The organism is Chloroflexota bacterium (assembly GCA_011322445.1).
Classification (GTDB): domain Bacteria; phylum Chloroflexota; class Anaerolineae; order Anaerolineales; family DRMV01; genus DRMV01.
This window is the reverse complement of the sequence record DRMV01000039.1, coordinates 1-17,336: the sequence shown is the minus strand read 5'-3', so window position 1 is coordinate 17,336 and position 17,336 is coordinate 1. Positions and strand designations below refer to the sequence as shown.

Annotated in this window: 16 protein-coding genes; 9 read left to right on the top strand and 7 right to left on the bottom strand. The window is 62.6% G+C overall.

Features of this window, described 5'->3' with window-relative positions:
* Nucleotides 1-11: 11 nt before the first annotated feature.
* The 3 genes from ENJ54_08120 to ENJ54_08110 form a co-directional block, all read right to left on the bottom strand.
* On the bottom strand, nt 12-743 hold the full coding sequence (locus tag ENJ54_08120; GenBank protein ID HFC09794.1) for a twitching motility protein PilT: 732 nt from the start codon (nt 741-743) through the stop codon (nt 12-14).
* Nucleotides 744-1,745, bottom strand: a complete 1,002-nt coding sequence (locus tag ENJ54_08115; GenBank protein ID HFC09793.1) for a quinone-dependent dihydroorotate dehydrogenase — start codon at nt 1,743-1,745, stop codon at nt 744-746.
* A 295-nt stretch (nt 1,746-2,040) separates the two neighbouring features.
* Entirely contained in the window at nt 2,041-3,111 is a 1,071-nt protein-coding gene (locus ENJ54_08110) for a murein L,D-transpeptidase (protein HFC09792.1), read from the bottom strand.
* A 21-nt stretch (nt 3,112-3,132) separates the two neighbouring features.
* On the opposite strand from ENJ54_08110, the gene ENJ54_08105 reads away from it, so the two are divergent.
* The 9 genes from ENJ54_08105 to ENJ54_08065 all read left to right on the top strand — a co-directional run bounded on the left by ENJ54_08105 (nt 3,133) and on the right by ENJ54_08065 (nt 13,454).
* Nucleotides 3,133-3,816 carry a response regulator gene (locus tag ENJ54_08105; GenBank protein ID HFC09791.1) on the top strand — a complete coding sequence of 228 codons (684 nt, stop codon included), beginning with the start codon at nt 3,133-3,135 and terminating at the stop codon, nt 3,814-3,816.
* Between the two features lies 1 nt (nt 3,817).
* On the top strand, nt 3,818-4,597 hold the full coding sequence (locus ENJ54_08100) for an inositol monophosphatase (GenBank protein HFC09790.1): 780 nt from the start codon (nt 3,818-3,820) through the stop codon (nt 4,595-4,597).
* Nucleotides 4,598-5,239, top strand: a complete 642-nt coding sequence (locus ENJ54_08095; GenBank protein ID HFC09789.1) for a deoxynucleoside kinase — start codon at nt 4,598-4,600, stop codon at nt 5,237-5,239.
* A 122-nt stretch (nt 5,240-5,361) separates the two neighbouring features.
* A complete protein-coding gene (gene tilS / locus ENJ54_08090; protein HFC09788.1) occupies nt 5,362-6,780 on the top strand; it encodes a tRNA lysidine(34) synthetase TilS in 1,419 nt (472 codons plus the stop codon).
* Nucleotides 6,780-7,403: a DUF47 family protein gene (locus tag ENJ54_08085; protein HFC09787.1), complete on the top strand. Its 624-nt coding sequence runs from the start codon at nt 6,780-6,782 to the stop codon at nt 7,401-7,403. The genes tilS and ENJ54_08085 overlap by 1 nt, the downstream gene beginning before the upstream one ends.
* 86 nt (nt 7,404-7,489) lie before the next feature.
* Nucleotides 7,490-9,163: a trypsin-like serine protease gene (locus ENJ54_08080; protein HFC09786.1), complete on the top strand. Its 1,674-nt coding sequence runs from the start codon at nt 7,490-7,492 to the stop codon at nt 9,161-9,163.
* A 22-nt stretch (nt 9,164-9,185) separates the two neighbouring features.
* A complete protein-coding gene (gene gatB, locus ENJ54_08075) occupies nt 9,186-10,664 on the top strand; it encodes an Asp-tRNA(Asn)/Glu-tRNA(Gln) amidotransferase subunit GatB (protein HFC09785.1) in 1,479 nt (492 codons plus the stop codon).
* A gap of 167 nt (nt 10,665-10,831) precedes the next feature.
* Entirely contained in the window at nt 10,832-12,118 is a 1,287-nt protein-coding gene (locus ENJ54_08070; GenBank protein HFC09784.1) for a Glu/Leu/Phe/Val dehydrogenase, read from the top strand.
* An 85-nt stretch (nt 12,119-12,203) separates the two neighbouring features.
* Nucleotides 12,204-13,454 carry a Glu/Leu/Phe/Val dehydrogenase gene (locus tag ENJ54_08065; protein ID HFC09783.1) on the top strand — a complete coding sequence of 417 codons (1,251 nt, stop codon included), beginning with the start codon at nt 12,204-12,206 and terminating at the stop codon, nt 13,452-13,454.
* Between the two features lie 78 nt (nt 13,455-13,532).
* Here ENJ54_08065 and ENJ54_08060 read toward each other — a convergent pair whose 3' ends face one another.
* Genes ENJ54_08060 through ENJ54_08045 form a run of 4 tightly spaced genes read right to left on the bottom strand, consistent with a single transcriptional unit; the run spans nt 13,533 to nt 17,115 of the window.
* Nucleotides 13,533-14,711, bottom strand: coding sequence for a pyridoxal phosphate-dependent aminotransferase (locus tag ENJ54_08060; GenBank protein ID HFC09782.1), 1,179 nt, complete (start codon nt 14,709-14,711; stop codon nt 13,533-13,535).
* Nucleotides 14,708-15,823, bottom strand: coding sequence for an alanine dehydrogenase (ald, locus tag ENJ54_08055; protein ID HFC09781.1), 1,116 nt, complete (start codon nt 15,821-15,823; stop codon nt 14,708-14,710). Before ald ends, ENJ54_08060 begins: the two co-directional genes overlap by 4 nt.
* A gap of 39 nt (nt 15,824-15,862) precedes the next feature.
* Nucleotides 15,863-16,114, bottom strand: coding sequence for a hypothetical protein (locus ENJ54_08050; protein HFC09780.1), 252 nt, complete (start codon nt 16,112-16,114; stop codon nt 15,863-15,865).
* A complete protein-coding gene (locus ENJ54_08045; GenBank protein HFC09779.1) occupies nt 16,111-17,115 on the bottom strand; it encodes a nucleotidyltransferase in 1,005 nt (334 codons plus the stop codon). Before ENJ54_08045 ends, ENJ54_08050 begins: the two co-directional genes overlap by 4 nt.
* Nucleotides 17,116-17,336 lie beyond the last annotated feature (221 nt).

Genomic DNA, 17,336 nt, shown 5'->3' with positions numbered 1-17,336 from the left:
CTCCGGAATGTTCAGGTCAAAGGCTCGTCGGCCAGCCAGCGGCGCACCAGTGCCGCGATGCGCTCGTAATGGCTGCCGCGCCAGTACACCTGGCTGCAGGTCTGGCAGCGGTAGAACTCGTCATAGTAGCGGCGGGTGAGCGGCTCCAGTTGGGCCAGCACCTCGGCTTTGGGCACCGGCGCCAGCAGGCCGTTGCAGCGCGGGCAGCGGGTGAACGGCCGCGCCAGCGATGCGATGGCAAAGCGTTCCAGCACCTCGGCGGCCTGGGCGTGAGGGTCGGTGGCCCGCACCCAGTAGCCGTAGGTTAGTGCCTTGCGCTTCAGCAAATCCTGGTCGCGGGTGAGCACCACCCGCCGTTCCGCTACGGCCTGCGCGACCAGGTCGGCATCGTCCACTTCGTTGCGGTAGGCGGTGTCGAAGCCGAGCAGCCGCAGGTAGGAAGCCAATCGCCCGAGGTGGCCGTCCAGTGCGAAGCGCGGGGAAGGCAGGTCGGCCGGCCATCGTTCCCGCGGGGTGCGGGGGAAGACCTCCAGGCAGGCGCCCGCGGGCGGCACCGCGTTCAGCGGGAAAGCGGCATCGCCGAGCCGCACGGCGCCGATTTCCACATGGGGTACGCCCGCGGCTTCCAGCAGGTGCTTGGCCGTTTGCGGGCCGCGGAAGGCCATCTCCACCGGGCGGCCGCGGCGCTGGGGCGGGAAAAATTCCTGCAACTCGGCATGGAAGCGCACACAGAGGTGCGGCATTTACAGCGCCTCCACGATGCGGCGGGGCAGAGAAGGCCCGGCATAGACCAGGCCGGTGAAGACCTGCACCAGCGATGCCCCGGCTTCCAGTTTGGCGCGGGCGTCGGCGGGGGCCATGATGCCGCCCACGCCGATGATCGGCAGGTCGGGCGCGCGGCGGTGGATGGCGCGGATGAAGGCGGTGCTGCGTTCCCGCAGGGGCGCGCCGCTCAGGCCGCCGGCTTCCTCCTGCCAGCGGGAAGGCAGCCCTTCGCGGCCGGTGGTGGTGTTGGTGGCAATCACGCCGTCCACCCCGGCGGCGAGGAGGGCGTCGAGGGCATCGTCCAGGTCGGCGGGCGTCAGGTCGGGGGAAAGTTTGACCAGCAGGGGCGGGCGCGCGGGGGCGGCATCCCGCTCGGCGAGGAGGGCGCGCAGCAGGGTTTCCAGCGCGCTGCGGGCCTGCAGCCGCCGCAGCCCTTCGGTGTTGGGGGAACTGACGTTCACGGCGAGGTAGTCGGCCAGGGGGGCGAAGCGGCGCACCAGCAGGCGGTAATCCTCGGCGGCGCGGGCGTTGGGGGTGGCCTTGTTGCGGCCGATGTTCACACCCAGCACCACGCCGGGCGGGCGTTTGCCCTGCAGGCGGCGGGTGACGAATTCGGCCCCGCGCCCCGGGAAGCCCATCCGGTTGATGAGCGCGTGCTGCTCGGGCAGGCGGAAAAGGCGCGGACGGGGGTTGCCGGGCTGCGGCCGCGGCGTGACCGTGCCGACCTCAATGTGGCCGAAGCCGAGGCAGGCCAGACCGCGCCAGGCGAGGGCATCTTTGTCGTAGCCCGCGGCCAGCCCCACCGGGTTGCGGAAGGTCAGCCCCCAGAGGCGCACCGGCTTTTCGCCCGCACCCCACAGCCGCCGGATGAGCGCACAGGCGGGCGGCAGGTTTCCTGCCAGCCGCAGCAGATGCAGGGTGAGGGCGTGGGCGCGTTCCGGCTCCAGCCGGAACAGCAGCGGGCGCAGCAAGGCATACATGGGGATATTTTAGCGCATTGGTAACCGTTCAGCCTTGGAGAAACAGGCCGCGGATGGCGCGGATTTTAGGTCGCCAAGGTCGCCAAGAGAACGCCAAGGCCGCCAAGAAACGGAAGTGAGCGTTGGGCTTTTCAGCGTTTTTTGCCCAATCACAGCCCCAATCTGTGCTCATCCGTGAAATCTCTGTGGATGTTTTTTCTGCACAATCTGCGCAATCTGCGGTTTCTTCCTCCTGAGGCTGAACAGATACGCGCATTTGGGGGTGTGTCGCTGTGTGGGGTGGCCGGAGGCGCGCTCAGCCTTCCACCACGGTGATTTTCGTGCCGCCGGGCATGGGCACGGTGACATCGCCGGGGTCATAGGACACCACGGGCAGCGTCCAGCGGAAGACCCATTTGGCGTCTTCCGGGCGGGCGTTCACGCAGCCGTGGGAACGCGGCACGCCGTAGTCGTTGTGCCAGAAGGTCGCGTGGATGGAGATGCCCGTGCCGACGAAGAGCGTGGTCCAGCCGATGCCGGGGAGGTCGTAGCCGCCGCCGGTGGTGCCGCCGCTCATGTGCACGGCAATCAGTTTGCGCCAGATGGGGAAAGTGCCCACAGGGGTGGCCCATTTGTCCACGGCTTTCCCTTCGGCGTTGAATTTCGCGCCCGTAGAGACGCGGGTAAAGAAAACCTCTTCTTTCCCTTCGTAGCATGCCATGGTCTGGTAATTGACATCCACGACCACGCGTTTGTCTTCCACTTCGGGGTGGATGGGGGTGATTTCTTCAGGGGTGATCGGGCGGAAGGCTTCGGCGCGCGCCCAGAAAATATCGCCGTAAGAGCCGTAGCGGTCGCCGACGCGATACCACACGGCCCCGTCCTGGCCTTCTTTGATCTGGTCTACCCACATGATCTGGCTGTAATAGAGCCGCGGGCGGGTGGTTTCTTTCAGCCAGGGCGAGCGCGCCGGTGGGTTGGCGAGCACGATATCCACATACGGCACGGTAACTTCCACCCACATGCCGTCTTTGGCGTAGGGGAAGGTTTTGAGCGGCTTGTTGGGGTGGTTCCACACGGGCTGGAGGGTGGGTTCCCAGATGTAGCCCTGGGGCGTCTGCACGAAGCGCTGGTTGACGCGGTGCATGTTGACCCCCACCACTTCCTTTTCCCACGGCACCACCGCGTCTTCGTAAAGCACAGCCACCGTGGGGCTGTCGGCATTGGGGCGGGCTTTCACCTCTACCTTGCCGCCGATGCACACGCGCCCCAGGGGTACGTTTGTGGGGAATTCGGCCGCGTGCCTGAGACGAAGGCGCGGCACCAGCAGCCCCGCGCCAAAGCCTGCTGCTGCCAGTTTCAATACATCCCGTCTTGAGAGCGTCACCTTCCACCTCCGGGCCGTAGCATGGGGGCATTATACCAGCGTGTGCCCCTTGCCGCGCGGCGGCATTCGGGCTACAATAGCCCTATGACACACACCATTCTGGTTGTCGAAGACGTGCCGGCCGTGCGGGAACTGCTGCGGGTGACGCTGGAATTCAAAGGCTACACCGTGGAAACCGCAGCCGATGGCGAAGAGGCGTTGCAGAAGATCGCCGCCCGCTACCCCGACTTGCTTGTCACCGATATTCTCATGCCGCGGCTGGATGGCTTTGCCCTGGCTCAGCGCTTGCGCCGCGACCCCGCCACCCGCACGCTGCCCATTGTGTTCGTTTCGGCGACTTACGTTTCCCCCGAAGATAAGGAATTTGCCCTCAGCCTGGGGGCGGTGCGCTTTTTGGAAAAGCCCATCGATGCCGAGGAATTCCTCTTGACGGTGGCCGAGGTGTTGCACCAGCAGGAAGCCGAACCCAGGCCGCCGCTGGACGACGCGGCCTTTTATCGCGGCTATCGGGAGCGGCTGGAAAACAAACTGCGTTACAAGGACCGCCAGATTGCGCGCCTGGAGCGGTTGCTTCCCACGTTGCCCGACGCGCAAAAGCCTTCTTTCGCTGCCATGCTGGCCGAAGCGCGCCGCGAACGCCAGACCATTCGCGAAGAACTCGCGGCCATCGACGACCTTCTTCATCCCCCCGATGCAGGCCATTGAGATGCAACCCACTTTAGACGACCTGGAAATTTTAGCCCGCCAGGCCGGTGTGATTTTGCGCGCCGGTTATGGCCAAAGCCATACGATTGACAGCAAAAGCCATGCCATCGACCTGGTGACGGAAACCGACCGCCGCTCGGAAGCCTTTTTGCTGGAAAGCATCCAACAGCGTTGGCCCGACCACAGCATTCTGGCCGAGGAAAGCGGTGCCCACCGCGGCGACGAGCGCCTGTGGTATGTTGATCCCCTTGACGGCACGGTTAACTTTGCCCACGGTGTGCCCATTTTCTCGGTTTCCATTGCTTACGCCGAGGGCGACGGCGTGCGTCTGGGGGTGGTGTATGACCCCATGCGCGACGAGTGCTTTGCTGCCGAGCGAGGCAAAGGCGCTTTCCTCAACGGGCAGCCGCTGCGGGTGTCGGCCACGGCTTCTCTGGCACAGGCGCTTTTGGTCACGGGCTTCCCTTACGACGTTTGGGAGAACCCCGACAACAACCTCGACAACTTCGCCCGCTTTGCCGTCCGCAGCCACGGTGTGCGGCGGCTGGGTTCGGCGGCGTTGGACCTGTGTTATGTGGCCGCCGGGCGCTTCGACGGCTATTGGGAAATCCGCCTCAAGCCGTGGGATGTGGCGGCGGGGGGGCTGATTGCAGCCGAGGCTGGCGCGCTGGTGACCAATCTGCAAGGCGGTGGAGATTACCTTTCGCCGCCGCAGTCGATCGTCGCTGCCAACGCGGCGCTGCACGCGGAAATGCTGAAGGTGTTGCACGGGGAGGCGTAAATGCAACAAAAGCGATTCATTGCCGTGGCCGGAAACATTGGCGTGGGTAAGTCAACCCTGGTTCACTTGTTGAGCGAGCGATTGGGGTGGGCGCCGTTTTACGAGCCGGAAGCCGAAAACCCTTATTTGCCCGATTTTTATCGCGACATGCGGGCCTGGGCTTTCCATTCGCAGGTGTTTTTCCTTTCTCATCGGCTGCGCATTCATCACCGCTTGATGCTGCACCCCACTTCGGTGGTGCAAGACCGCAGCGTGTACGAAGATGCTGAAATTTTTGCTCGCAACCTTTATTTGCAAGGGCACATGGCCGAGCGCGATTGGCAAACCTACCGGGGTTTGTACGATGCCCTGGTGACGTTCCTGCCGCCGCCTGACCTGGTGGTGTATTTGCGGGCCTCGGTGCCCACCCTGCGAGCGCGCATTGCCCGCCGGGGCCGCGACTACGAGCGCGGCATTTCGGCGGAATATCTGGCGCAACTCAACCGCCTGTACGAAGAATGGCTGCAAAACTTTACCCTTTGCCCCGTGTTGACCGTGCCTGCTGACGATTTGGATTACGTCGCACATCCGCCACACCTGGACCTCATCGTGAGCAAAATTCAAGAGAAACTGGCGGGAAAGGAAGAGGTGGTGTGGCCGTAGGGGGACTTGGGTTATAATCTGCACATGTTGGCGTAGCGTGCGCCCATGATGTTGTCTTGAGCCGCCCTGACGGGAAGCCACGGTGAGGGCGGCAGGGTGTTTTTTAACCAGGCAGGTGCTCCATGCCCGACGAACTGCAAACAGCCGTGCGAGATACCCTGGCCTCGGCCTGTGGGCTGGAAGCGGGGGCGCGGCTGGTGGTGGGGGTGTCGGGTGGCCCCGATAGCCTGGCGCTGCTTCATGCGCTGCATGCCCTGGGCTATAAGGTCACGGCAGCCCATTTGCACCACGGCTTGCGGGAAGCCGCCGATGCCGACGCCGCGGCGGTGGAGGCCGTGGCCCGGAAATTGGGCGTTCCCTGGGTGATGAGGCGCGCCGACGTGGCTGCGCAGGCGATGGCCGAGCGTCAGCCGGTGGAGGCCGCGGCACGGGAGGCGCGCTATCGCTTCCTGTTTAGCGTGGCGCGCGACCAACATGCTGTTGCTGTGGCGGTGGGGCATACCGCCGATGACCAGAGCGAGACGGTGCTGATGCACCTCTTGCGTGGCAGCGGTTTGACGGGGTTGGCGGGGCTGCGGCCGTGCCGCCGTTTCCCCCGCTGGGATGCCGAAATCCCGCTGGCGCGGCCGTTGCTGGCCGTGCGCCGCGCAGCGACGATCGCCTACGCGCGGCGTTACGGGCTGCCCCTGCGGTGGGATGCCTCGAACTGGCAGCGGGACTTTTTCCGTAACCGCCTGCGCCTGGATATTCTTCCCCGGCTGCGGGTGGAAAACCCGGCGCTGGATGCTGCCTTGGGGCGGCTGGCAGCCGTGGCCGCGGCGGAGGAGGATTTCCTGGCTGCGGAAGCCCGCCGTCGCTTGACGGAGGTGTTGGCGGCGCAAGGCCCGGGCTTTGTAGGATGGCGGCGTCGGGCGTTTTTGGCCGCTCCGTTGGCTTTGCAACGCCGCTGGTTGCGTTGGGCGGCGGCACGGTTGGAAGTGCCGGAAGTCGGCTTTGAGGAGGTGGAAGCCGCCCGCCGCGCGGCCACGCGCCCCGGCGGCGGTGCGCGTGATTGGTTTGGTGGGTTGTCCCTGTGGGTCGAGCCGGAAACTTTGTGGGTGGCGCGGAAGGGTGCGGTGTTGCCTGCTGAGGCCTGGCCGCAATTGTCGGCGGCGCGGGCTTTCCCCCTGGAGCCTAGCGGCTCGGTGCCCCTCGCGGCAGGGTGGGCGCTTGTGGCCTCGGCCCTTACCCTTCCCCCGGCGGACCCCCGCAGCGAGCCCGCGACGGCATGGCTGGATGCCGCGGCGCTGGCCTTCCCCCTGGTGGTGCGCCCCCGTCGCCCGGGCGACACACTGGCTCCCCTGGGTATGGGCGGCCGGCGGCAGAAAATCGCCGACCTGATGGTGAACGCCAAAATCCCGCCGCGGCTGCGGGCGCGCTGGCCCCTGGTGGTTTCCGGTGAAGAGGTGGTGTGGGTGCCGTTGCTCGCGGTGGCTCACCCTGCTCGCATTACGGCGGCAACGACCGCTGCCGTGAGTCTTTCTTTGAGGAGGAATGCATAATGGGTTTGTTTCGACGAGGTAAGAAGCCAAATCGGTTTGTGGTACTGCTGATGCAGCAGGCCGAATTGACACTGGAAGGCTTTCATGTGTTGCAGGAGTACGTCGAGAAGCCTTCCGAGGCCGTCGCGCGCCGCCTGCGCGAGATTGAAAAGGAAGCGGACGAAGCCCGCCGCATTTTGATTGATGAACTCAACCGCACTTTTGTGACGCCGTTTGACCGCGAGGATATTTTCGCCCTTTCGCTCACCATTGACGATATGCTGGATTACGCCTACACCACGGTGGACGAGATGGAGATTTTCGAGGTAAAACCCAACCAATACATCAGCCGCATGGTTTCGTTGCTGCACGACGCGGCTGCCGAGGTCTATCGCGGTGTAGAGCGGCTGGGAAGCCACCCGAATGTAGCCAATGAGCACGCCGTGCGGGCCAAGGCGCTGGAAAATCGGGTCGAGAAGGTGTATCGCGAAGCGCTGGCGCACCTGTTTGCCGCCCCGCAGACGCTGGACGACGTCATGAACATCCTCAAACTGCGGGAAATCTACCGCCACCTTTCCAACGCGGCCGACCGTGGTGATGAAGCCGCGAACGTCATTGGCGACATTGTGGTGAAGTGGCTGTAAGAACCTGCCCCGAGTGATTTCCCGGATAGACACCAGGCCCTGGGAGGGGGCGCGGTATAATCAAGGGAAGAAATTCGCCGGAGGCCATGCAGGTGGCCGTTTGCATTGGGAGCGAAGGCGCAATGAAAAAAGTATGGATTGGCTGCGGAATCGTCCTGGTAGTCGGGTTCCTGTGCGCGGTTGCAGGAATAGGCGGCCTGGCGGTGATTGGTTGGCTTACCGAGGAAAGTGGAGGCAGTGGGCTGAGCACGCCGGCGGCGGTCATCCCCACTTTGACGCCCGAGGCGGGCACGGCTTCCCCGGTGCCTGCTGTGCCGCAGGCCACTTCGACCCCTTTCACGGCCACGCCTGCCCAACCTGTGGCGGCTTTTACCCCGGCGATTACGCCGCTGGCCGATAAAATCCCTTACCGTGCGGTGGTGCAAATTGTGGCCGAGGTTGAAACTGAGGGGGGCAACCTGCGCCCAGTGTGGAGCGGCTCAGGCACCATTGTGGATCCGCGCGGCTTCATTCTGACGAACGCCCATGTGGCTTTGCCCGAAAAGGGAGAATCGGTCGCCGCGCTGGAAATTCTGATCACCGAGGCGGAAGACCAGCCACCCGTGCCCAAATACTATGCCAGGGTGGTGCAGGCTGACCCGAAACTGGATCTTGCTGTGCTGCGCATCACGACCGACCTGGACGGCAACCCGGTGGATGCTAACACCCTCAACCTGCCTTATGCCCGCCTGGGCGATTCTTCCAAACTGCACCTGGGTGAGCCTATCGTGATTTTGGGGTACCCCGGCATTGGCGGGAACACCATTACCCTCACCCGCGGCGAGGTGAGTGGCTTTACGGCGGAAAAGCCTTATGGGCGGCGCGCATTCATCAAGACTTCAGCGGCTATTGCTGGTGGCAACAGTGGGGGCATGGCGGTCAACGCCGCGGGCGAATTGGTGGCTATCCCTACCCAGTTAGGCTCGGGTTCGGAGGATAGCGAGGTGGTGGACTGCCGTTATTTGGCCGATACTAACGGCGATGGCGTGATCGACGAGAACGACGATTGCGTGCCCACGGGCGGCTTTATCAATGCCCTGCGTCCGATTAACCTTGCCAAACCGCTCATCGCGGCAGCCTTGCGGGGTGAGGTGGCGGTTGAAATTGAAGAAACGCCGACCCCCGCACCGTTGCCTGTGGTGGTAACGCCCTGGCCGACCGGTGAGGTGCTGCTGCAAGACGATTTCAGCGACCCCGACAGTGGTTGGCCGATTTCCTCTTCCAAGGATTCCGAGGTGGGCTACCACAACGGCAAATACCGCATTGACGTCAAGGCCCCCAATTGGGAAACCTGGGCGTATGCCGGCGAGGATTTCCAGGACGTCATCATTGAGGTTGATATGACCAAAGTGAGTGGTGACGATACCAGTGATTTTGGTGTGCTCTGCCGTTACCAGGATAAGGACCACGCTTACCAGTTTGCCATTGGCGCCGATGGCTATTACCAGATCTTCCGCTGGGAGCCTGATGACGAGAAAATGTTGCTGGGCGATGGCGAGTGGCTTTTCAGCGATGCCATTCGCGAGGGCAATGTGACCAATCACTTGCGGGCAGAATGCGTGGGCGATATGCTGGCCTTGTACGTCAACGGCAAGTTGATTGGCGCGGTGCGCGATGCGGCCTACACCCACGGAGATATTGCCCTTGCTGTTGGTACCTATGATAACGGTGGCACCGATGTGCGCTTTGATAATTTGGCGGTCTACGCCCCCGCACATTGATATTTTGCAATGAGGCAACTTTATGGAAATCGAACCTGTCATTGGCCTGGAAGTCCATGCTGAACTGAATACCCGCTCGAAAATGTTTTGTGCCTGCCCGGTGGTCGATGCCACCACTGCCGAACCGAACACGGCAGTTTGCCCGGTGTGCGCGGCTATGCCCGGGGCGCTGCCGGTGGTTAACAAAGAGGCTGTGGCCAAAGGTGTCAAGGTGGCTTTGGCGTTGGGTTGCACCATCAACACGGTGAGCGTTTTTGCGCGCAAAAATTACTTCTATCCCGACCTGCCCAAAGGTTATCAGATTTCGCAATACGAACTCCCACTGGCCGAACACGGCATGCTCACCATTCGCACCTCTGCGGGCGAGCGGCAAATTCGCGTCCGACGGGTGCATCTGGAAGAAGACACCGGCAAACTAACCCACGTCCGCACCGAGGGCGGCGAAGAATGCTCGCTGGTGGACCTCAACCGTGCCGGCGTGCCGTTGCTGGAAATCGTCTCTGAGCCGGATATGCGCTCGGTGGAAGAAGCCAAAGCCTACGCCATGGCGCTGCGGCAGGTGCTGCGTTACCTGGGCGTCAACAGCGGCGACATGGAAAAAGGCGTCATTCGCTTCGAGGCCAACGTTTCGGTGCGCTGGAAGGGCACCGACGTGCTCAACACCCGCACCGAAATCAAAAACCTGAACAGTTTTCGGGTGTTGGAACAGGCTGTCACGCAAGAAATTGCCCGGCAGAGCGAACTGCTGAAGCGCGGTGAGCCGGTGGTGCAGCAGACGATGGGATGGGATGAAGCCCGCGGCGTGACCGTGCCCCAGCGCAGTAAAGAGGAAGCCCACGATTACCGCTACTTCCCGGAACCCGACCTGCCCCCTCTGGAAGTCGCGCCGGAATGGGTGGACGCTCTCCGCGCGGAATTGCCCGAACTGCCCCACGCCCGCTACCATCGTTTCCAGGAAGCCTATGGCTTGAACGCTTACAGTGCGGATGTGCTTACCGCGGAGCGCGCGGTAGCCGATTACTTTGAGGAAGCCGTGCGCGCCGCGGGCGAGCGGGTTTCCCCGCAAACCGTTGCCAATTGGGTCACTGGCGAACTCTTTGGGTTGATGAACCAGGCGGGGGTGGGCATTGAGGCGGTCAAAGTGCCTCCCCAGGCGCTGGCCGACCTTTTGCAGCGCATTGCCGCGGGCGAAATCAACAACAACACGGCAAAGAGCGTGCTGGCCGAGATGTTCCAGAGCGGTCAAAGTGCGGAAGCCATCATTGCCGCGCGAGGGCTGCGGCAGGTTTCCGACGAAGCGGCCATCCAGACCTGGGTTGAGCAGGTGCTTGCTGAGCACCCGGCCGAACTGCAAACCTACCTCAACGGCAAAGAAGGCGTGGCAAACTTCCTCTTTGGGCAGGTCATGCGGTTGGCGCGGGGGCAGGCCAATCCGCAGGTGGTGCGGCAAGTGTTGATGAGAAATTTGCAAGAACGCCGTAACCTTCTTGACGAAGGTTGAAGTTTGGGGTAATCTTAAACCGTAGGCGAGAGCATAACCTCCACGTTCAAGGCATCTATGGTGATGAAGACACCTCGTTGGCGCGCCTTTTCCCCATAAGTGAGCAAGAGCGGGCACCATCCCGATGGGTGCCCGTTTATCTTTTTCAGAATGGAGCGACTTTTGTCATGACTGAATCGGTGAACGCTTTCAAGATGGCTCAAGAGCAATTCGACCATGTGGCCGATCTCTTGGGGTTGAACGAAGATGTGGCTCAGATGCTGCGTCAGCCCATGCGGGAATTCCATTTCCAGATTCCCGTGCGGTTGGATAACGGCCACATCAGGACATTTTTGGGCTACCGGGTGCAGCACAACGACGCCCGCGGCCCGGCAAAAGGTGGCATCCGCTTTCACCCCAAGGAAACAATCGACACCGTGCGGGCGCTTTCCATGTGGATGACGTGGAAAACCGCCGTGGCCGATATTCCCTTGGGCGGGGCAAAGGGCGGTGTGGCGGTGGACCCGGCCACGCTTTCCCGTGGCGAACTGGAACGCCTTTGCCGGGGCTGGATTGACCAGATCTGGCGCAATATTGGCCCCCGCATCGACGTGCCCGCCCCCGATGTCGGCACCAACCCCCAGATGATGGGCTGGATGATGGACGAGTATTCCAAACTCGTGGGCGAATACACGCCGGGCGTGATTACAGGCAAGCCGGTGGGCGGTGGCGGTTCGCTGGGGCGCGCTGAAGCCACCGGCTTCGGCGTGGTGTACCATATTCGGGAAGCCATGAAGCACCTCGGTATGGATCCTTCCAAGAGCACGGCGGCCATTCAGGGCTTCGGGAATGTGGCTCAGAATGCGGCCATTGGCTTTATTGAAATCCTGGGCGGTAAGGTTGCCTGCGTTTCTTACTGGGACCGCGAAGACAAAAAGCCTTACACCCTCAGCCACCCCGGCGGCATTGACCCCCATTTCCTCAAGAGCATTACCGACCAATACGGCACGATTGACAAGAAAAAGGCCCAAGAAGCGGGCTATGTGGTGGAAGACGAGATGGCCTGGCTGGCCAAGGATGTGGACGTCCTCATCCCTGCGGCCCTGGAAGGCCAGATTACCGGCGAAACGGTGAACTTGATTAGCGACAAGGTCAAGATCCTGGCAGAAGGCGCGAACGGCCCCACCACACCTGAGGCCGATGCCGTGCTGCAGGAACGCGATATCTTCGTCATCCCCGATTTCCTCTGCAATTCCGGCGGTGTGACCGTGTCTTACTTCGAAAGCGTGCAAAACGACATGAACTTTTACTGGACACGGGAGGAAGTGCTGGAGCGCCTGGACAAAAAGATGAGCCAGGCCTTCAACGGTGTCCTCCAAATGGCGCTGGATGAGGAGGTGTACACCCGCGACGCGGCTTACATGGTGGCCATTGGCCGGGTGGTCAAGGCCATGGAATTGCGGGGCTGGATTTAGGTTGTGACGCCGCTTGCTTGTGCAAGCGGCGTTTGTTTTTCACACCTTTGTCCGTTTGACTCGCTTGACTCGTAAGGAGGAAACCATGTCAAAGCACAACCCGTTTAAGATTGCCCAAGCGCAATTGGATGAGGCCGCTGAACGGCTGGGTTTGGATGAGGCCACGCATGAAATGCTGCGTTGGCCGATGCGGGAGATCCACGTCACCTTCCCCGTCCGCATGGACGACGGCTCGTTCAAGGTTTTTCACGGCTTCCGGGTGCAATACAACAACTCCCGAGGCCCGACGAAAGGCGGCATTCGTTTTCATCCTGAGGAAACCATCGACACCGTGCGCGCCCTGGCCGCGTGGATGACGTGGAAAACCGCGGTGGTCGATATTCCGCTGGGCGGTGCGAAAGGTGGTGTGATCTGCGACCCCCACAAACTCTCGACTGCCGAACTGGAGCGGCTTTCGCGGGCTTACATCCGCGCCATCGGCACGGCGCTCATCGGCCTGGAAAAGGATGTTCCCGCGCCCGACGTCTACACCACCCCGCAGATCATGGCCTGGATGATGGACGAATTCTCGGTCATGCAGGGCTACAACGAGTTCGGCATGATTACGGGTAAGCCCATTCCGTTGGGTGGTTCGCAGGGCCGTGGCGATGCTACCGCCCGCGGCGGTATGTACACGCTGCGCGAGGCTGCCAAGGTGCTTGGCCTCGATTTGAACGGCGCGGCGACGGCCATCCAGGGCTATGGGAATGCCGGTTACTTCGCCCACGTGCTTGGCACCGAGATGTTCAACCTCAAAGTGGTGGCCGTTTCCGACTCCAAGGGCGGTATTTACAACCCCAAGGGGCTGGATTACAAAGCCGTGATGGCGCACAAGAAGGAAACCGGCTCGGTCATCAACTTCCCCGGCGCGGACAACATTACCAACGAAGAGTTGCTGGAACTGGACGTGCCGGTGCTGGTGCCCGCGGCGCTGGAAGACCAGATCACCGACGCCAACGCCGACCGCCTCAAAGCCAAGGTCATCGTGGAACTGGCCAACGGCCCCACCACGCCGGAAGCCGACCGCATTTTGCACGAGAAGGGCGCTTTTGTCATCCCCGACTTCCTGTGCAATGCCGGCGGCGTGACGGTTTCCTACTTTGAAATGGTGCAAAACGCCTACGATTATTACTGGGATCTGGAAACCGTGCACGAGCGGTTGGACAGGAAGATGACCGCGGCCTTCCATGCAGTGCACGAGATGGCGCAGAAAGAAGGCGTGCACAACCGCCTGGCGGCCTATATGGTGGCCGTGGCGCGCGTGGCCGAGGCGATGAAACTGCGCGGTTGGGTATAACCGCCGTTCCTAAAACCACAACGGCCTGGCGGGTTTTCCTGTCAGGCCGTTTTTTGTAGGGCAGGTAGCAGGGTTTGCTCACACCTCTCGCACCCGCTGCACGAAGCGGGCAATGCGGGTGAGGGCTTCCTCAATATTGGCCTCGGATGTAGCGTAAGAGCAGCGGATGAACCCCGCCCCGGCCTCGCCAAAGGCCGAGCCGGGCACCACCGCGACCTTTTCCTCTTCCAGCAGCCGCCAGGCGAAACTGTCGTCGTCGATGCCGGTGCCGCGCACGTCGGGGAAGGCGTAGAATGCCCCGTGCGGCTCCACGGTGGGGAAGCCGATGCTGCGCAGCCCGTCCACGATCAGGCGGCGGCGGCGGTCGTAAGCCTGCCGCATGGCCTCGACGGCTTCGTCGGCCTTTTCCAATGCGGTGATGGCGGCAACCTGGGCCGGGGTGGGCGCGGTCATTACGGTGTATTGATGCACCCGCAGCATGGGCTGAAGCAGCGCCGCGGGCGCGGCGGCATAACCTAAGCGCCAGCCGGTCATGGCGTAGTCTTTGGAAAAGCCGCCCAGCAAAATCGTGCGCTCCCACGCGCCTTCCAGCGCCGGAAAGCAGACATGCTCGACGCCGTACACCAGCCGGTCGTAGATTTCATCGGAAATCACGATGAGGTCGTGTTCGGCGGCGAAGCGCGCCAGGGCTTGCATGGCCTCTCGGTCGGCTGCTGCGCCGGTGGGATTGTGAGGATAGTTGATGAGGATGGCTTTGGTGCGGGGGGTGATGTGGCGTTCCAGAATTTCTACATTGGGCTGGAAGTTGTCTTCCGCGCGCAGCGGCACTTCCACGGCTACGCCGCCCGCGAGCACCACTTCCGGCTGATAGGAAACGAAGCACGGCGTCGGCACCAGCACTTCATCGCCGGGGTCGAGCAGGGCGGTCATCGCCAGGTAGAGCGCCTCGGAAACCCCGACGGTGAACACGATTTCCCGGTTGGGGTCGTAACGCACGCCGTAGCGGCGTTCCAGGTGCCCGGCCAGCCGCTGCCGCAGGGTGCTGATGCCCGCGTTGCTGGTGTAATGCGTATAGCCATCTTGCAGGGCGCGAATGCCTGCCTGCCGGATGACTTCCGGCGTGTCGAAATCGGGCTCGCCAATGCCCAACGAGACCACTTCGGGCATTTCAGCGATAATGTCGAAAAACTTGCGCAGGCCAGAAGGTTTCAACCCGGCGACCCGGCGGGAGGTTTTCGGGGAAAACTCGCCGTTCATGCCACTAACTGCTCCAGGGGGGTATAGTCCATCCCGAAAGTTTCGGCGACGGCAGCGTAGGTGAGTTTGCCCTGATAGGTGTTGACGCCGCGGGCCAGCGCCCGGTTGCGGCGGACGGCTTCTTCAAGGCCCAGGTTGGCCAGCAGCAGGGCGTAGGGCAGGGTGGCGTTGGAAAGCGCGTAGGTGGAAGTGCGCGGCACCGCGCCAGGCATGTTGGTTACGCCGTAGTGCACCACGCCGTCCACCAGATAAGTGGGGTTGCTGTGGGTAGTGGGGTGGGAAGTCTCCACGCAGCCGCCCTGGTCGATGGCGACGTCGACAATCACGCTGCCCGGCTTCATGCTGGAAACCATCTCGCGCGTCACGATGCGGGGGGCGCGGGCGCCGTGGATGAGGACCGCCCCGATGACCAGATCGGCGACGCTGACGGCGTGGGCGACGTTGAGGGGGTTAGAGGCTAAAGTGGTCAGTTTGCCGTGCAAGACGTCTTCCAGGTAGCGCAGGCGGTCGATGTTCTTCTCGATGATGGTGACGTGAGCGCCCATGCCCAGCGCCATTTTAGCCGCGTTGGTGCCGACGGTGCCGCCGCCGATCACCACCACGTCGGCAGGGCGCACGCCGGGCACGCCGCCCAGCAGTTTGCCGCGCCCGCCGTGGGCCTTTTCCAGGTAGTGGGCACCCACCTGCACGGCCATGCGCCCTGCAACTTCGCTCATTGGGGTCAACAGGGGCAGGCGGCCGTCGTCCAGTTCCACGGTTTCGTAGGCCACGCCGATGACCTCGCGTTTCAGCAATTCCCGGGTCAGTTCTTCCTCGGCCGCCAGGTGCAGGTAGGTGAAGAGCAGCAGCCCGGGGCGCAGGAAGCCATATTCCTGCGGGCGAGGCTCTTTGACTTTCATAATCATTTCGGCCTGCCCCCACACCTCCGCGGCGGTGGGCAGAATTTTGGCACCCGCGCGGGCATACTCTTCGTCGGAGAAGCCGCTGCCCGCGCCGGCGTTGGTTTCCACCAGCACGGTGTGGCCGGCCTCGCGCAGCATGTGCACGCCGCCGGGCGTCATGGCGACCCGGTATTCGTTGTCTTTGATTTCCTTGGGAATGCCAATGATCATCGAAGGTCCTCCTGGGGGATGGATGGAAAAATTGGGCGTTCAGGTTGTTGGAGCGTTGGCGAGTCGAGGGGTGATGGTCCAGGTCTGATGGGCTTCGTCGTAGTGTAATTCGTATAGCCAGTTATCGTCAGCCAGGGCGTGGAAAGCCGGTCCCGCGGGTTCCCGCCATTGGGCGACGACGCGCACCACACGCCGCCGCTGGCCTTCCCACAGAAACGCCACTGGCCGCTCGGCGTAGTGGCGTTCGGAGCGGCACCAGACGGTGGCGGTGGGAGCGGACGAGGGGTTCATAGCGTAATTTGTGTGTGGTCGCCGATGTTGAGGTGCAGGGGGCGACCTTCCACGTGGGCGTGACGCCCGATGAGCGATTTTTCCAGCGAGGCGCGGCTTACCTGTGCGCCGTCGTCGAGAATGACGTCTTTGAGAATGGCGCGAGAAACATGGCTTCCCTTGCCAATGGAAACATAAGGCCCCACCACCGAGGCCTCGACTTTGGCGTCGGGGTGGATGTAAACCGGCGGCACAATGGTGATGCCCGGGCGCAGGGCTTCGGCGCTGTTGTCACGCCCCGATTCCAGCAGGTAGCGGTTGGTGGCAAGGAGGGCGTCGGGCGTGCCTGCATCCAGCCAGGTGCCGACCTCGATGGTGCGCATTTTCAGCCCCTTTTGCAGCATGATGTTGATGGCGTCGGCAAGGTAGTATTCGCCTTTGGTCTGGATGTCGTTGGCGATTTGTTCGTTGACCGCGGCGGCCAGGTCGCGCCCCTCGGGGAAGTAGTAACATCCCACCACCGCCAGGTTATAGCGGTCGTCGTCGGGCTTTTCGATCAGGCGCTGCACATAGCCGTTTTCGTCGGGCACCACCACGCCGAAGCGGCGCGGGTTTTCCACCGGCTTGACCCAGGCGATGGCTTCGTCGGGCGGGTTGCGCAAGAAGCCGAAGTTGGCTTCCATGATGGTGTCGACGAAGATCATCAGCACGGGGCCTTCCAGATGGTCGCTGGCCAAAGCCAGCGCGTGCGATTGCCCTTTGCGTTCTTTTTGCTCTACGAAATGGGCTTTCAGGTGGGGGTAGTGTTCGGCCAGGTAGGCGGTGACCTGTTCGCCGAGGTAGCCTACGATGAAAACGAGTTCCAGTTCTTCGGGCGGCAGGTCGGCGAACATGTCTAAGACGTGCCCCAACACGGCTTTCCCGGCCACGCTGACCAGCGGCTTGGGCTTGCTCCACGTGTGGGGGCGCAGGCGGGTACCCAGCCCGGCCATGGGAATCACGACGGTCAGTTTTTTGTCCATGAGGCTCCCCTGCAAATAAGGTGGGTTGGGGCTATTTTACCATCGGATGCCCGCGCGGTGTTTGATGTACAATGGGAGGGGAGCACTCATAAGTTGTAGAATCAGGCAGCAAGGGGCCAGCCGGTGGTGGGAGACCAAGCATCGCTCAACCAGGCTGCTCGCGCTTTGGCGGTCATTTCAGCCCCGTATGGCGTCCATCGAGCACCGGCTCGTTTGAGCCG

Bases quoted from the DNA above. Each gene is read 5' to 3' on its own strand.
- ENJ54_08120 (HFC09794.1), bottom strand. From the start codon at position 743: ATGCCGCACCTCTGTGTGCGCTTCCATGCCGAGTTGCAGGAATTTTTC.
- ENJ54_08115 (HFC09793.1), bottom strand. From the start codon at position 1,745: ATGTATGCCTTGCTGCGCCCGCTGCTGTTCCGGCTGGAGCCGGAACGC.
- ENJ54_08105 (HFC09791.1), top strand. From the start codon at position 3,133: ATGGGGGCATTATACCAGCGTGTGCCCCTTGCCGCGCGGCGGCATTCG.
- ENJ54_08100 (HFC09790.1), top strand. From the start codon at position 3,818: ATGCAACCCACTTTAGACGACCTGGAAATTTTAGCCCGCCAGGCCGGT.
- ENJ54_08095 (HFC09789.1), top strand. From the start codon at position 4,598: ATGCAACAAAAGCGATTCATTGCCGTGGCCGGAAACATTGGCGTGGGT.
- tilS (HFC09788.1), top strand. From the start codon at position 5,362: ATGCCCGACGAACTGCAAACAGCCGTGCGAGATACCCTGGCCTCGGCC.
- ENJ54_08085 (HFC09787.1), top strand. From the start codon at position 6,780: ATGGGTTTGTTTCGACGAGGTAAGAAGCCAAATCGGTTTGTGGTACTG.
- ENJ54_08080 (HFC09786.1), top strand. From the start codon at position 7,490: ATGCAGGTGGCCGTTTGCATTGGGAGCGAAGGCGCAATGAAAAAAGTA.
- gatB (HFC09785.1), top strand. From the start codon at position 9,186: ATGGAAATCGAACCTGTCATTGGCCTGGAAGTCCATGCTGAACTGAAT.
- ENJ54_08070 (HFC09784.1), top strand. From the start codon at position 10,832: ATGACTGAATCGGTGAACGCTTTCAAGATGGCTCAAGAGCAATTCGAC.
- ENJ54_08065 (HFC09783.1), top strand. From the start codon at position 12,204: ATGTCAAAGCACAACCCGTTTAAGATTGCCCAAGCGCAATTGGATGAG.
- ENJ54_08060 (HFC09782.1), bottom strand. From the start codon at position 14,711: ATGAACGGCGAGTTTTCCCCGAAAACCTCCCGCCGGGTCGCCGGGTTG.
- ald (HFC09781.1), bottom strand. From the start codon at position 15,823: ATGATCATTGGCATTCCCAAGGAAATCAAAGACAACGAATACCGGGTC.
- ENJ54_08050 (HFC09780.1), bottom strand. From the start codon at position 16,114: ATGAACCCCTCGTCCGCTCCCACCGCCACCGTCTGGTGCCGCTCCGAA.
- ENJ54_08045 (HFC09779.1), bottom strand. From the start codon at position 17,115: ATGGACAAAAAACTGACCGTCGTGATTCCCATGGCCGGGCTGGGTACC.